Origin of the sequence: Streptomyces asoensis (assembly GCF_013085465.1) — a bacterium.
In the GTDB taxonomy this organism is placed as follows: domain Bacteria; phylum Actinomycetota; class Actinomycetes; order Streptomycetales; family Streptomycetaceae; genus Streptomyces; species Streptomyces cacaoi_A.
Window position 1 is genome coordinate 7,057,556 of the sequence record NZ_CP049838.1, and the last position, 13,430, is coordinate 7,070,985.

Sequence of the window (13,430 nt, forward strand, 5' to 3'; positions counted from 1 at the left end):
GGCAGAACAGAACAGGAGTCGCTGGGTGACGAGTACGGACGTGCGCAAGGATGCAGAGGACTCGGGACCCAGCGGCTACGCGGCGGCCCGGCTGCGCCTCCTCACCGAGGGGGCGCGGTCCGGGCCGCCGCGCCGTTCCGCCCTCGCGGAACTGACCGACGACTGGCTGTCGGGGCTCTTCACGGCCGGCACCGAGGACCTGAAGGGCGTGTCCCTGGTCGCCGTCGGCGGCTACGGCCGGGGCGAGCTGTCCCCGCGCAGCGACCTCGACCTCCTCCTGCTGCACGACGGCGCCGACCCCAAGGCGGTCGCCGCCCTCGCCGACCGGCTCTGGTACCCCGTGTGGGACCTGGGCCTCGCTCTGGACCACTCCGTCCGCACGCCGGCGGAGGCCCGCAAGACCGCCGGGGAGGACCTCAAGGTCCAGCTCGGCCTCCTCGACGGCCGCCACCTCGCAGGCGACCCCGGGCTGACGGCGGGACTGCGTACGGCCGTCCTCGCCGACTGGCGCAACCAGGCGCCCAAGCGCCTCCCCGAGCTCCAGGAACTCTGCGTCGAGCGCGCCGAACGCCAGGGCGAGCTCCAGTACCTGCTGGAGCCGGACCTGAAGGAGGCACGGGGCGGTCTGAGGGACGCCACCGCGCTGCGGGCCGTCGCCGCCTCCTGGCTGGCCGACGCGCCCCGCGAGGGCCTCGACGACGCCCGGCGCCGGCTCCTCGACGTGCGGGACGCCCTGCACCTGGCCACCGGCCGCGCCACCGACCGCCTGGCCCTCCAGGAACAGGACCAGGTGGCCGCCGAACTGGGCCTGCTGGACGCCGACACGCTGCTGCGGCAGGTGTACGAGGCGGCCCGCGTCATTTCGTATGCGAGTGATGTCACCTGGCGCGAAGTGGGGCGCGTGCTGCGGTCACGCGCCGTGCGGCCGCGACTGCGCGCCATGCTCGGGGGCGGCAAGCCCGTCGCCGAGCGCTCTCCGCTGGCCGAAGGGGTGGTGGAGCAGGACGGCGAGGTGGTGCTCGCCCGTGCCGCACGCCCCGAACGCGACCCCGTGCTCCCCTTGCGCGCCGCGGCCGCCGCCGCGCAGGCCGGCCTCCCGCTCTCCCTGCACGCCGTACGGCGCCTCGCCGCCACCGTGCGCCCGCTGCCCACGCCCTGGCCCGCCGAGGCCCGTGAGCAGCTCGTGACCCTGCTCGGCTCGGGCCAGCCCACCATCGAGGTCTGGGAGGCGCTGGAGGCCGAGGGCCTGATCACGCGGCTGCTGCCGGACTGGGAGCGGGTGCGCTGCCGCCCGCAGCGCAACGCCGTGCACATCTGGACCGTCGACCGGCACCTCATCGAGACCGCCGTGCGCGCCTCCGAGTTCACCCGCCGGGTCAGCCGCCCCGACCTCCTCCTGGTCTCCGCCCTGCTGCACGACATCGGCAAGGGCTGGCCCGGCGACCACTCGGTCGCGGGCGAGATCATCGCCAAGGACGTCGCCGCCCGGATCGGCTTCGACCGCGCCGAGGTCGCCGTCCTCTCCACGCTCGTACGGCATCACCTGCTGCTGATCGAGACGGCCACCCGGCGCGATCTGGAGGACCCGGCCACGGTCCGCTCGGTCGCCGAGGCGGTCGGCTCGCAGAGCACCCTGGAGCTGCTGCACGCGCTCACCGAGGCGGACGCGCTGGCCACCGGCCCCGCCGCCTGGTCGTCCTGGCGAGGTTCGCTCGTGGCGGACCTGGTCAAGCGGGTGGCGGCGGTGCTCGCCGGGGACGAGCCGGACGAGCCCGACGCCGCCGCGCCCACCGCGGAGCAGGAACGGCTCGCCATCGAGGCGGTCGCCACCCACAGCCCGGTGCTGGCCCTGCGCGCCCAGACCGAGCCCCCCACGGAGGACCGGCCGGCGGACGACCCCGAGCCGCTCGGCGTGGAACTGCTCATCGCCGTTCCCGACCAGGAGGGCGTACTGCCCGCGGTGGCCGGCGTCCTCGCCATGCACCGGCTGACGGTCCGCACCGCCGAGCTGCGCGCCCTGGACCTGCCGACCGGCGTCGAGGGCTCCGTCCTACTGCTGAACTGGCGGGTCGCCGCCGAGTACGGCTCCCTGCCCCAGGCGGCCCGGCTGCGCGCCGACCTCGTACGCGCCCTGGACGGCTCGCTGGACATCGCCGGACGGCTCGCGGAACGGGACGCCGCCTATCCCCGCCGACGGGGCGTGGTCGCGCCGCCGCCGCGTGTGACGGTTGCCTCGGCGGCCTCCCGGCACGCCACGGTCATCGAGGTACGCGCGCAGGACGCGCCGGGGCTGCTGCTCCGGATCGGCCGGGCCCTGGAGGACGAGGGACTGCGGGTCCGCAGCATGCACGTCTCGACCCTCGGCGCGAACGCCGTGGACGCCTTCTACGTCACCGGAGCGGACGGCGCGCCCCTGCCCGGTGACGAGGCCGCCTCCGTCACCCGCAAGCTGGAGGAGACGCTGCGGGCGTGACCGTGTGCCGCGTGGCACGCGTCCCCGCCCGCTGAATACAGCAGGCGGGGACGAATGTCTTGCGCGGCCGGATACTCTGGAAGACGCTCAGACTGCCCCCGACTCCGAGGACCGACGCCGCCGTGTTCGATACTCTCTCCGATCGCCTTTCAGCGACCTTCAAGAACTTGCGCGGCAAGGGGCGCTTGAGCGAAGCGGACATCGACGCCACGGCGCGCGAGATCCGCATCGCACTCCTCGAAGCGGACGTGGCCCTGCCGGTCGTCCGCACGTTCATCAAGAACGTCAAGGAACGCGCCCTCGGCTCCGATGTCTCCAAGGCGCTGAACCCCGCCCAGCAGGTCCTGAAGATCGTCAACGAGGAACTCGTCACGATCCTCGGCGGCGAGACCCGGCGGCTGCGGTTCGCCAAGCAGCCGCCGACCGTGATCATGCTCGCCGGTCTCCAGGGTGCCGGTAAGACCACCCTCGCCGGCAAGCTCGGCCGCTGGCTGAAGGAGCAGGGCCACTCGCCGCTGCTCGTCGCCTGTGACCTCCAGCGCCCCAACGCCGTCAACCAGCTCAGCGTCGTCGCCGAGCGCGCCGGCGTGGCCGTGTACGCCCCGCAGCCCGGTAACGGGGTGGGCGACCCGGTCCAGGTCGCCAAGGACTCCATCGAGTTCGCCAAGACCAAGGTCCACGACATCGTGATCGTGGACACCGCCGGCCGCCTCGGTATCGACGCCGAGCTGATGCGGCAGGCCGCGGACATCCGCGACGCCGTCTCGCCCGACGAGATCCTCTTCGTCGTCGACGCGATGATCGGTCAGGACGCCGTCAACACGGCCGAGGCCTTCCGCGACGGTGTCGGCTTCGACGGTGTCGTGCTGTCGAAGCTCGACGGTGACGCCCGCGGTGGTGCGGCCCTGTCGATCGCGTCGGTGACCGGCAAGCCGATCATGTTCGCGTCGAACGGCGAGAAGCTCGACGAGTTCGACGCCTTCCACCCTGACCGGATGGCCTCCCGCATCCTCGACATGGGTGACCTGCTCACCCTGATCGAGCAGGCGGAGAAGACGTTCAGCCAGGAAGAGGCCGAGAAAATGGCCTCCAAGCTGGCGTCCAAGAAGGGCCAGGACTTCACCCTGGACGACTTCCTGGCCCAGATGGAGCAGGTCAGGAAGATGGGCAGCATCAGCAAGCTGCTCGGCATGCTGCCCGGCATGGGCCAGATCAAGGACCAGATCGCCAACCTCGACGAGCGTGACGTCGACCGCACGGCCGCGATCATCAAGTCGATGACCCCGGCCGAGCGCCACGAGCCGACGATCATCAACGGCTCACGCCGCGCCCGTATCGCCAAGGGTTCCGGCGTCGAGGTCAGCGCGGTGAAGGGCCTGGTCGAGCGGTTCTTCGAGGCCCGCAAGATGATGTCCCGGATGGCCCAGGGCGGCGGCATGCCCGGGATGCCGGGAATGCCGGGCATGGGCGGCGGCGCCGGCCGGCAGAAGAAGCAGCCGAAGCAGGCCAAGGGCAAGCAGCGCTCCGGCAACCCGATGAAGCGCAAGCAGCAGGAGCTGGAGGAGGCCCAGCGCCGCGAGGCCCAGGCCCAGGGCGGCAACGCGCTCGGGCTGCCGCAGCAGGGCGCCCAGGACTTCGAGCTGCCGGACGAGTTCAAGAAGTTCATGGGCTGACGCCTGTAGCACGTGGCTCGGCGCCGAGCCGAGCCCGTCCGTACACCATGTGGGGCGCTCTTCCGTTCACGGAGGGGCGCCCCACACGGCGTACGGACGGGAAGCGGCTGCGCGCGGGCAGTCGGACGCGCACCGGCGCACGGGCGTCCCGCGGCCGGCGAAGGCCTACGGGGGAGGCGTGGTCCTCGGGGGACGCGGGAGCTTCAGGGAGTCCGCGCGATCAGGTACCGGAACACGTTCGGCATCCACACCGTCCCGTCCGGGCGCCGGTACGGGTGCAGCGCCTCGGTCAGTTCCTTGTCGACCTGCGCCTGGTCCGTCGCCGCGACCGCCGCGTCGAACAGCCCGGTGGACAGCAGGCCCTTGAGGGCGCTCTCCACGTCGGCGTACCCGAAGGGGCAGGCCACCCGCCCCGATCCGTCCGGCCTCAGACCGGCCCGCCCGGCGACCTCCTCCAGGTCGTCGCGCAGCGCCGGGCGCAGTCGGACCGCGCTGCCGCGCAGCGGCTCGGCCAGCTTGGTCGCGATCCGCAACACCGCGGATGTGGCGCAGCGTTCCGGCGGGCCCCAGCCGACGAGCACCACCGGCGCCCTGCGCGCGACGAGCGGGGTCGTGGCCGCGAGCAGACCACCGAGCCCGTCCGCGTCGCCCGCGCGACATCCGATCGGCTCGAACGCGGTCACCAGGTCGTACGCGCGCGTGCCCGGGCCGGCCGTGTCCTTCGGCAACCGGTCGGTGAGGCGGGTGCCGCCACCGTCCCCGCGCGCGCCCGCAGCCCGTTCCCCGGGCTCTCTCGGCAGCAGGCGTTCGCGCGCGAGGGCCAGCCGTTCGGGGGAGGAGGGTTCGACACCGGTGAGGCCCGCCGCGCCTCTGGAGGCCGCCATCAGCAGGGCGAGCCCCGAGCCGCAGCCGAGGGCGAGGAGCCTGGTGCCGGGCCCCACGTCCAGTCGCTCGTAGACGGCCTCGTAGAGCGGGACCAGCATCCGCTCCTGGATCTCCGACCAGTCACGCGCGCGTGCACCCGGGTCCGCGCGGGGCGTCGACCCCGCGAGTGGCAGGTGCTGCCGCACGAGCGTAGGTGTCATGGATAAGCGCCCCAATCCGCCGAGAGTTGCCGCAGTAACCGATCAGGTGGCCCCCGTGCAGTGCGCGCGCACTTCCCCCGTATGCCAGGTAACTCCCCGTACGCGACGGCGTCCAGGGGTCTCGGGCCCCCGCTTGTGCGCCGGCTGTGCCTGTGGCGAGAATTCACATTCCGGCAACTTGGGGCCGTACCATCGCGCCATGGCAAAGGCTCCCGTTCTCACCCCGCGGGCGGACGACTTCCCCCGCTGGTACCAGGATCTGATCAACAAGGCGGAACTGGCCGACAACGGACCGGTGCGCGGCACCATGGTGATCCGACCGTACGGTTACGGACTGTGGGAGCGGATGCAGGCGGAGATGGACGCCCGCATCAAGGAGACGGGCACCGAGAACGCGTACTTCCCGCTGCTGATCCCGCAGTCGTACCTCACGCGCGAGGCGGACCATGTCGAGGGATTCGCACCCGAGTTGGCCGTGGTGACGCACGGCGGCGGCAAGGAACTGGAGGAGCCGGCGGTCGTCCGGCCCACCTCCGAGACCATCGTCAACGAGTACTTCTCCAAGTGGGTGCAGAGCTACCGCGACCTGCCCCTGCTGATCAACCAGTGGGCCAACGTGGTCCGTTGGGAGCTGCGGCCCCGCCTCTTCCTGCGGACGTCCGAGTTCCTCTGGCAGGAGGGGCACACCGCGCACGCCACGTACGAGGAGGCCCGCGACTTCGCCGCGCGCATCCAGCGCGAGGTCTACGGCGACTTCCTGGAGAACGTCCTCGCGATCGACTTCGTCTCCGGCCGCAAGACGGTCAAGGAGCGCTTCGCGGGCGCCGTCAACACCCTCACCCTCGAGAGCATGATGGGCGACGGCAAGGCCCTCCAGATGGTCACCAGCCATGAGCTGGGCCAGAACTTCGCCAAGGCCTTCAACACCCGGTACCTGTCGAAGGAGGGCACCCAGGAGCTGGTCTGGCAGACCTCCTGGGGTTCGACGACCCGCATGATCGGCGCCCTGGTGATGACCCACGGCGACGACGACGGACTGCGGGTGCCGCCGCGGCTGGCGCAGATCCAGGTCGTCGTTCTCGCGATCAAGGGCGACGAGGCGGTTCTGGCCAAGGTCCGCGAGGTGGGCGACCGGCTGAAGGCGGCGGGGCTCCGCGTCCGGGTCGACGACCGCACCGAGGTCCCCTTCGGGCGGCGCGCGGTCGACTGGGAGCTCAAGGGCGTGCCCGTCCGCGTCGAGATCGGACCCCGTGACCTGGAGAACGGCACCGCGATGCTGGCCCGGCGCATCCCGGGAGGCAAGGAGCCGGTGGCGATCGACGCGCTCGAGGGCCTGTTGCCCGCCATCCTCGAAGAGGACCAGACGCTGCTGCTGAAGCAGTCCCGTGAGCGCCGCGAATCCCGCACGACGGACGTCTCGACGATCGAGGAGGCGGCCGAGGCGGCCGTCGCCGGCGGCTGGGCGCGCATCCCGTGGGCGACCCTCGGCGAAGAGGGCGAGGCCAGGCTGGCCGAGCAGTCGCTGACCGTACGGTGTCTGATCGCGGAGGACGGGTCGGTGCCGGACGACGGGGACGCCCCCGGTAACCTCGCGATCGTCGCGCGCGCCTACTGAGACGGCGCCCTCCGCTCGTGAGAGCGACCGAAACGCCTCTTGCGCCCCTGCGGAACATCCCTACCCCGGCGCGCGGACCTCGTCTACGCGCCGGGTCGTACGTGGGCCTACGCACCACCTTGGGGGGAGCTGTGAGGCTTCTCCGCAGATCAGCGCACCCGCCCTCGTCAGGACGCATCAGCGGCAACTGACGGGTACGTGCAAATTATTTGGGATGGCCCGGAATAGGAACACTGGGGCACCCCCGCTCGTTGTCATTACGTGAGCACGACACAGACACCACCTGTTCTCGCCGCAGAGCTGGCAGAGGCGTGGGCCGACATTCAGCGGTACCACCCCGAGCTGCCGGATCTTGCCGCGCCAGAGTCCCTGATCGGGGAGTCGTCGTCCGCCTGCGGTCACGAGCTCTCCTTCGAGCGACTGCTTCACGAGGCAGTCCATGGCATCGCCGCAGCCCGCGGCGTGCGCGACACCTCCCGTGCCGGCCGCTACCACAACCGCAGATTCCTCGCGATCGCCGAGGAACTGGGCCTGGACCACCCCGAGGAGCCCCACCCCAGCAGCGGTTTCTCCCTGGTCACGCTCAACCCCGAGGCCAAGCGGCGCTACCGCCCGACGATCGAGCGCCTCCAGCGGGCCCTCAAGGCCCATCTGGCGGCCACCTCCTCCGACACCACCCGTTCCTTCCGCGGTCCGGCGGCCCGGCACGGCTCCTCCGGCGGCGGCGTCCGGGTCAAGGCCGTGTGCGACTGCGGCCGCAATGTGCGGGTCGTACCTTCGGTCCTGGCCCAGGCGCCGATCGTGTGCGGGGGCTGCGGCAAGCCGTTCCGGATCCCGGAGATCGCGGGCGCGGCCTAGGCACGTGCCGTCATGCACCGGCATCTCGTGGCTGCCGGTTCAGCGTGGTGCGGGGGGCCGTCGAAGGCGGCGCCCCGCAAGCGCCGGGCGTTTCTGCCGCATGCCCGGAAACCACCCGCGGCCGGAAGGGGCCCGCGCGGTGTGGCACAATGGCTAGCTGTACTCGACAGTCGCACAGGACCCCTCTCTCCTCCGGCTGACGCGTCCATCGGGCACTCGGGTACCGCAACCCCACGCGGCCATCTCGCCGTGCCCAACCACGTCAAGACCAGGAGACACCACTTCCGTGGCAGTCAAGATCAAGCTGAAGCGTCTGGGCAAGATCCGCGCGCCTCACTACCGCATCGTCGTCGCCGACTCCCGCACCCGTCGTGACGGTCGTGCGATCGAGGAGATCGGCAAGTACCAGCCGACGTACCACCCGTCGATCATCGAGGTCGACGCCGACCGCGTGGCGTACTGGCTGGGTGTCGGCGCGCAGCCGACCGAGCCCGTGCTCGCCATTCTGAAGAAGACCGGCGACTGGCAGAAGTTCAAGGGCGAGCCCGCCCCGGCGCCGCTGCTCGTCGCCGAGCCGAAGAAGGCTCGCCCGGTGTTCGAGGCCCTCGGTGGCGACGACTCGGGCAAGGGTGAGGCCATCACCCAGAAGAAGAAGGCTGAGAAGAAGGACGAGGCTGCCGCCGAGTCCGAGTCGACCGAGGCCTGAGCAGCATGCTCGAAGAGGCGCTTGAGCACCTCGTGAAGGGCATCGTCGACAACCCCGACGATGTGCAGGTCGCCTCGCGCAACCTGCGCCGCGGGCGCGTGCTCGAGGTCCGGGTCCACCCGGACGACCTCGGCAAGGTGATCGGCCGCAACGGCCGCACCGCACGCGCTCTGCGCACCGTCGTGGGCGCCATCGGCGGCCGTGGCGTCCGCGTCGACCTCGTCGACGTGGATCACGTCCGCTGACGCGTTTCGCAGCACCGGCTCGGGCCGGGGAGGGCCACTGGGCCGTCCCCGGCCCGTAGTCGTTACGGCAGTCGTGACGACAGGTACGACAGGAGATCTTCAGAAGTGCAGCTCGTAGTCGCGCGGATCGGCCGCGCCCACGGCATCAAGGGCGAGGTCACCGTCGAGGTACGCACCGACGAGCCGGAAGCGCGGCTCGCGCCCGGCGCCGTCCTGGCCACGGACCCGGCCTCGACCGGCCCGCTGACCATCGAGACCGGCCGCGTCCACAGCGGTCGTCTCCTCCTGCGCTTCGAGGGGGTGCGGGACCGCACCGCCGCCGAAGCCCTGCGCAACACCCTCCTGATCGCCGAGGTCGACCCCGCGGAGCTGCCCGAGGAGGAGGACGAGTACTACGACCACCAGCTGATGGACCTGGACGTGGTCACCAAGGACGGCGCCGAGGTCGGCCGGATCACCGAGATCTCGCATCTGCCCTCCCAGGACCTCTTCATCGTCGAGCGGCCCGACGGCAGCGAGGTGATGATCCCCTTCGTCGAGTCGATCGTCACCGAGATCGACCTCGAGGAGCAGCGGGCCGTCATCGACCCGCCGCCCGGTCTGATCGACGACCAGGCCGAGATCGCGTCCTCGCGGGACGCGGCAGAGGACGAAGACGAGGGTGCGGGCGCGGGCGCGGACGGGGACCGGCCGTAATGCGCCTCGACGTTCTCACGATCTTCCCCGAGTACCTCGACCCGCTGAACGTCTCCCTCGTCGGCAAGGCACGCGCGCGTGGCCGGCTGGACGTCCAGGTGCACGACCTGCGGGAGTGGACGTACGACCGGCACAACACGGTCGACGACACCCCCTACGGCGGCGGACCCGGCATGGTCATGAAGACCGACCCCTGGGGCGACGCCCTCGACACCGTCCTGGCCGACGGCTACGAGCGGGGCTCGCACGCGCCCGCGATCGTCGTCCCGACGCCCAGCGGCCGGCCCTTCACCCAGGAACTCGCGGTCGAGCTCTCCGAGCGCCCCTGGCTGATCTTCACCCCGGCCCGCTACGAGGGCATCGACCGGCGGGTCATCGACGAGTACGCCACCCGGATCCCCGTCTACGAGGTCTCCATCGGCGACTACGTCCTGGCCGGCGGGGAAGCCGCCGTCCTGGTCGTCACCGAGGCCGTGGCACGGCTCCTGCCCGGCGTGCTCGGCAACGCCGAGTCCCACCGCGACGACTCCTTCGCGCCCGGCGCCATGGCCAACCTCCTGGAGGGCCCCGTCTTCACCAAGCCGCCCGCCTGGCGCGGCCGGGAGATCCCCGAGGTGCTGCTCAGCGGCCACCACGGCAGGATCGCCCGCTGGCGCCGCGACGAGGCCCTGCGGCGCACGACGGCCAACCGGCCCGACCTGATCGAGCGCTGCGAGCCGAAGACCTTCGACAAGAAGGACCGCGAGATGCTCTCCATCCTGGGCTGGATGCCCGACCCGGAGGGTGCGCCGTACGGTCGATTTTGGCGCAGGACCGACGGCGTGGAAGAATAGGTCGCTGTTGTGCGCCGTCCGGTGTGCGCCCCTGCCGCAGGGGGACACGACGCCCGCCTCGACGGGCACACGGCACTCAATCCTCGAACATCTAGTTCCGTTGATGACCTGTGGCATCAGCGAAGAAAGCAGACGAAATGTCTCACCTGCTCGACTCAGTCGACGCCGCGTCGCTGCGCAGCGACGTCCCGGCCTTCCGCCCGGGTGACACCGTCAACGTCCACGTCCGCGTCATCGAGGGCAACCGCTCCCGTGTGCAGCAGTTCAAGGGCGTAGTCATCCGCCGCCAGGGTGCCGGTGTCCGCGAGACCTTCACGGTCCGCAAGGTCTCCTTCTCCGTCGGCGTCGAGCGCACCTTCCCCGTGCACACCCCGATCGTCGAGAAGATCGAGCTCGTCACCCGCGGTGACGTGCGTCGCGCCAAGCTCTACTACCTGCGCGAGCTGCGCGGCAAGGCCGCGAAGATCAAGGAGAAGCGCGACAACTGAGTGCCCTGAGGGGTTCATAGAGCGGCCGGATAGCATCTGGCCCCGATGGACACCGAAGCTCAGCCGACGACGGAGCGCGACCGCTCCTCCCACCCTTCCGTTCCCGCGGACGTCTCCCAGGAGACCCCGGAGGCGGAAGGAGCGGAGGGACGGTCGCGTTTCGCGTTGGTGGGGCGGATCACGGAGTGGCTCCCGGGTGGCCGGATCAGTCTGACCCTGCTGATCTGCCTGCTGTTTTTGCTGGTCCTCAACGCTTTCGTGGCGCAACCATTCCAGATTCCCAGCGGATCCATGGAAAACGGATTGAGGATCGGTGACCGCGTTCTCGTAAATAAGTTGGCGTACCGTTTCGATGCCGAGCCGCGGCGCGGCGATGTCGTGGTGTTCGACGGCACCGGGTACTTCGGGAACTTCGACTACATCAAGCGCGTCGTGGGTGTAGGGGGAGACCACGTGGTCTGCTGCGACAAGGAGGGGAGGATCAAGGTGAACGGCCGGTCGGTCGACGAGTCGACGTTCCTGTATCCCGGCGATCGTGCGTCCACGGTGGACTTCGACGTGGTCGTGCCCGAGGGCACCCTGTTCGTCCTCGGTGACCACCGCAGCCACTCCAGTGACTCCCGGGACCACCTCGGTTCACCGGGCGGCGGCATGATCCCCGTCGACCGTGTGATCGGCCGCGCCGACTGGATCCTCTGGCCCTACGCGCACCTCACCCGCCTGTCCCGCCCGAGCGCCTACGCGCGAGTGCCCGGCGCGGAGGGTGCCCATGGGTAACCGCGGCAAGCCGCGCTCCATCCCCACCAGCGCCGCGGACAACCTGCTGCCCACCGGCGCCCGGCGCACCTCCAGCTCGGCCGGCGGTCGCACCCGCGCGGAGCGGCGCAAGCTCCAGCGCAAGGTCAAGCGCAAGCGCAGGCGCTCGGCCGTCCGGGAGATACCGCTGCTGGTCGGTGTCGCCGTCCTGATAGCCCTGGTTCTGAAGACCTTCCTCGTGCAGGCCTTCGTGATCCCGTCCGGCTCCATGGAGCAGACGATCCGGATCGGCGACCGGGTCCTGGTCGACAAGTTCACCCCGTGGTTCGGCTCCAAGCCCGAGCGCGGGGACGTCGTCGTCTTCAAGGACCCCGGCGGCTGGCTCAACGACGAGCAGACCACCACCAAGAAGGAGGACCCGGTCGTCGTCAAGCAGATCAAGGAAGGGCTCACCTTCATCGGTCTGCTGCCGTCCGACGACGAGAAGGACCTCATCAAGCGGGTCGTCGGGGTGGGTGGCGACCGCGTCGTGTGCTGTGACACGCAAGGACGGGTCACCGTCAACGGCGTTCCCCTGGAGGAGGGGGCGTATCTGTATCCCGGCAACGACCCCTCCAGCACGGCGTTCGACATCACCGTCCCCCAGGGGCGGCTGTGGGTGATGGGCGACCACCGGGCCAACTCCGCCGACTCCCGGGCCCACCAGAACACCGACTACGGCGGCACCGTCTCGGAGGACGAGGTGGTGGGACGTGCCATGGTCATCGCCTGGCCGCTGGGGCACTGGGTCCGTCTCAAGGAACCGCAAACTTTCGCATCCGTGACCGGCTCGGCCGCCACGGCGACTGCATCCGCCCAGCTGTCGCATAGGGTTGCCCCCGGCGATCCGAACGGATCGGTTCGACAACTCCCGAGCCCTGCGGAACTCCCGCTCGTTATGGGAGTGGTGGGCCTGCGTCGTACGTGGGGCAGGCAGCGGCACAGAGTGAGGAGTTGGCGTGGGGGATGTGGCGGTTGGCGCACGGTCCGGGCACGACGGCGAGGAGCACCGCGGTCATCCGGTGGAAGCCGCCGACCCGGCTTCCGACAGCGCCGTGACCTCCGGGAGTGACCCGGCGGCGGGCGGCGACGGCCCGCCGGCGGACGAGCCGCCCCGGACCGGTGGCGAAGGGTCCGGTGGCCCGGCCCCGAAGCCGAAGAAGCCCCGTTCCTTCTGGAAGGAGCTGCCGATCCTGATCGGTATCGCGCTCGTTCTGGCGCTGCTGATCAAGACGTTCCTGGTGCAGGCGTTCTCCATCCCGTCCGCCTCGATGGAGAACACCCTCAAGGAGGGCGACCGGGTCCTCGTCGACAAGCTGACCCCGTGGTTCGGTTCCGAGCCGGAGCGCGGCGAGGTGGTCGTCTTCCACGACCCCGACAACTGGCTGGCGGGCGAGGCCACCGTCGATCCGAACGCCTTCCAGACCGTCCTCAGCTGGATCGGCCTGATGCCGTCCGCCGAGGAGAAGGACCTGATCAAGCGGGTCATCGGCGTCGGCGGCGACACCGTCGCGTGCAAGGGCACGGGCCCGCTCACGGTCAACGGCAAGGCGCTGAACGAGGCGTCGTACGTGTACCCCGGCAACACCCCGTGCAGCCAGGACGACCAGGGCGGCCAGTTCACCGTGAAGGTCCCCAAGGGCTTCATCTGGGTCATGGGCGACCACCGTCAGAACTCGCGCGACTCGCGCTACAACCAGTCGGACAAGAACCACGGCATGGTGCCCGTCGACCAGGTCGTCGGCCGTGCCGTCGTCAAGGCCTGGCCGATCACCCGCTGGGGCACGCTGCCGGTGCCGGACACCTTCGACCAGGACGGCCTGAACACCCAGTCCGCGGGATCCGCGGCCCTGACGGTCGCCCCGCAGGGCCTCGCCCTCGTCGGTGTCGTCCCGGTGGTTCTGTGGCGTCGTCGGCGCACGGAGGACTCCGCGGTCCGCTGACCTTCCGGCTTCCGCGTCGG

13 protein-coding genes are annotated in these 13,430 nt (G+C 70.8%); 12 read left to right on the forward strand and 1 reads right to left on the reverse strand.

Features of this window, described 5'->3' with window-relative positions; genetic code table 11:
* Positions 1 to 25 precede the first annotated feature (25 nt).
* A complete protein-coding gene (locus G9272_RS31665; protein ID WP_171399662.1) occupies positions 26 to 2,473 on the forward strand; it encodes a [protein-PII] uridylyltransferase in 2,448 nt (815 codons plus the stop codon).
* Between the two features lie 122 nt (positions 2,474 to 2,595).
* Positions 2,596 to 4,146 (forward strand): signal recognition particle protein, encoded by a 1,551-nt coding sequence (gene ffh, locus G9272_RS31670; RefSeq protein WP_171399663.1) that lies wholly within the window; start codon positions 2,596 to 2,598, stop codon positions 4,144 to 4,146.
* Between the two features lie 203 nt (positions 4,147 to 4,349).
* Here ffh and G9272_RS31675 read toward each other — a convergent pair whose 3' ends face one another.
* Entirely contained in the window at positions 4,350 to 5,231 is an 882-nt protein-coding gene (locus tag G9272_RS31675) for an SAM-dependent methyltransferase (protein ID WP_171399664.1), read from the reverse strand.
* Between the two features lie 199 nt (positions 5,232 to 5,430).
* Here G9272_RS31675 and proS point away from each other — a divergent pair, with 199 nt between their 5' ends.
* The 10 genes from proS (at position 5,431) to lepB (G9272_RS31725) (ending at position 13,410) form a co-directional block, all read left to right on the forward strand.
* Positions 5,431 to 6,846 carry a proline--tRNA ligase gene (gene proS / locus G9272_RS31680; protein ID WP_171399665.1) on the forward strand — a complete coding sequence of 472 codons (1,416 nt, stop codon included), beginning with the start codon at positions 5,431 to 5,433 and terminating at the stop codon, positions 6,844 to 6,846.
* Positions 6,847 to 7,107: 261 nt separating this feature from the next.
* The gene (locus G9272_RS31685; protein WP_028806665.1) at positions 7,108 to 7,704 is read left to right on the forward strand and encodes a hypothetical protein; all 597 of its coding nucleotides are present in this window, start codon (positions 7,108 to 7,110) and stop codon (positions 7,702 to 7,704) included.
* 286 nt (positions 7,705 to 7,990) lie between these two features.
* Complete coding sequence (gene rpsP, locus G9272_RS31690; protein WP_054239730.1) at positions 7,991 to 8,410, forward strand: 30S ribosomal protein S16; 420 nt, start codon at positions 7,991 to 7,993, stop codon at positions 8,408 to 8,410.
* 5 nt (positions 8,411 to 8,415) lie between these two features.
* Positions 8,416 to 8,655: an RNA-binding protein gene (locus G9272_RS31695; protein WP_003973401.1), complete on the forward strand. Its 240-nt coding sequence runs from the start codon at positions 8,416 to 8,418 to the stop codon at positions 8,653 to 8,655.
* A gap of 105 nt (positions 8,656 to 8,760) precedes the next feature.
* Positions 8,761 to 9,351, forward strand: coding sequence for a ribosome maturation factor RimM (rimM, locus tag G9272_RS31700; protein ID WP_171399666.1), 591 nt, complete (start codon positions 8,761 to 8,763; stop codon positions 9,349 to 9,351).
* Positions 9,351 to 10,184 (forward strand): tRNA (guanosine(37)-N1)-methyltransferase TrmD, encoded by an 834-nt coding sequence (gene trmD, locus G9272_RS31705; RefSeq protein ID WP_171399667.1) that lies wholly within the window; start codon positions 9,351 to 9,353, stop codon positions 10,182 to 10,184. Before rimM ends, trmD begins: the two co-directional genes overlap by 1 nt.
* A 137-nt stretch (positions 10,185 to 10,321) precedes the next feature.
* Positions 10,322 to 10,672 carry a 50S ribosomal protein L19 gene (gene rplS / locus G9272_RS31710; protein ID WP_020128707.1) on the forward strand — a complete coding sequence of 117 codons (351 nt, stop codon included), beginning with the start codon at positions 10,322 to 10,324 and terminating at the stop codon, positions 10,670 to 10,672.
* 45 nt (positions 10,673 to 10,717) lie between these two features.
* Positions 10,718 to 11,449 (forward strand): signal peptidase I, encoded by a 732-nt coding sequence (lepB, locus tag G9272_RS31715; protein ID WP_171399668.1) that lies wholly within the window; start codon positions 10,718 to 10,720, stop codon positions 11,447 to 11,449.
* Positions 11,442 to 12,539, forward strand: coding sequence for a signal peptidase I (gene lepB / locus G9272_RS31720; RefSeq protein WP_171399669.1), 1,098 nt, complete (start codon positions 11,442 to 11,444; stop codon positions 12,537 to 12,539). Before lepB (G9272_RS31715) ends, lepB (G9272_RS31720) begins: the two co-directional genes overlap by 8 nt.
* Entirely contained in the window at positions 12,427 to 13,410 is a 984-nt protein-coding gene (gene lepB, locus G9272_RS31725; protein ID WP_171399670.1) for a signal peptidase I, read from the forward strand. Before lepB (G9272_RS31720) ends, lepB (G9272_RS31725) begins: the two co-directional genes overlap by 113 nt.
* Positions 13,411 to 13,430 lie beyond the last annotated feature (20 nt).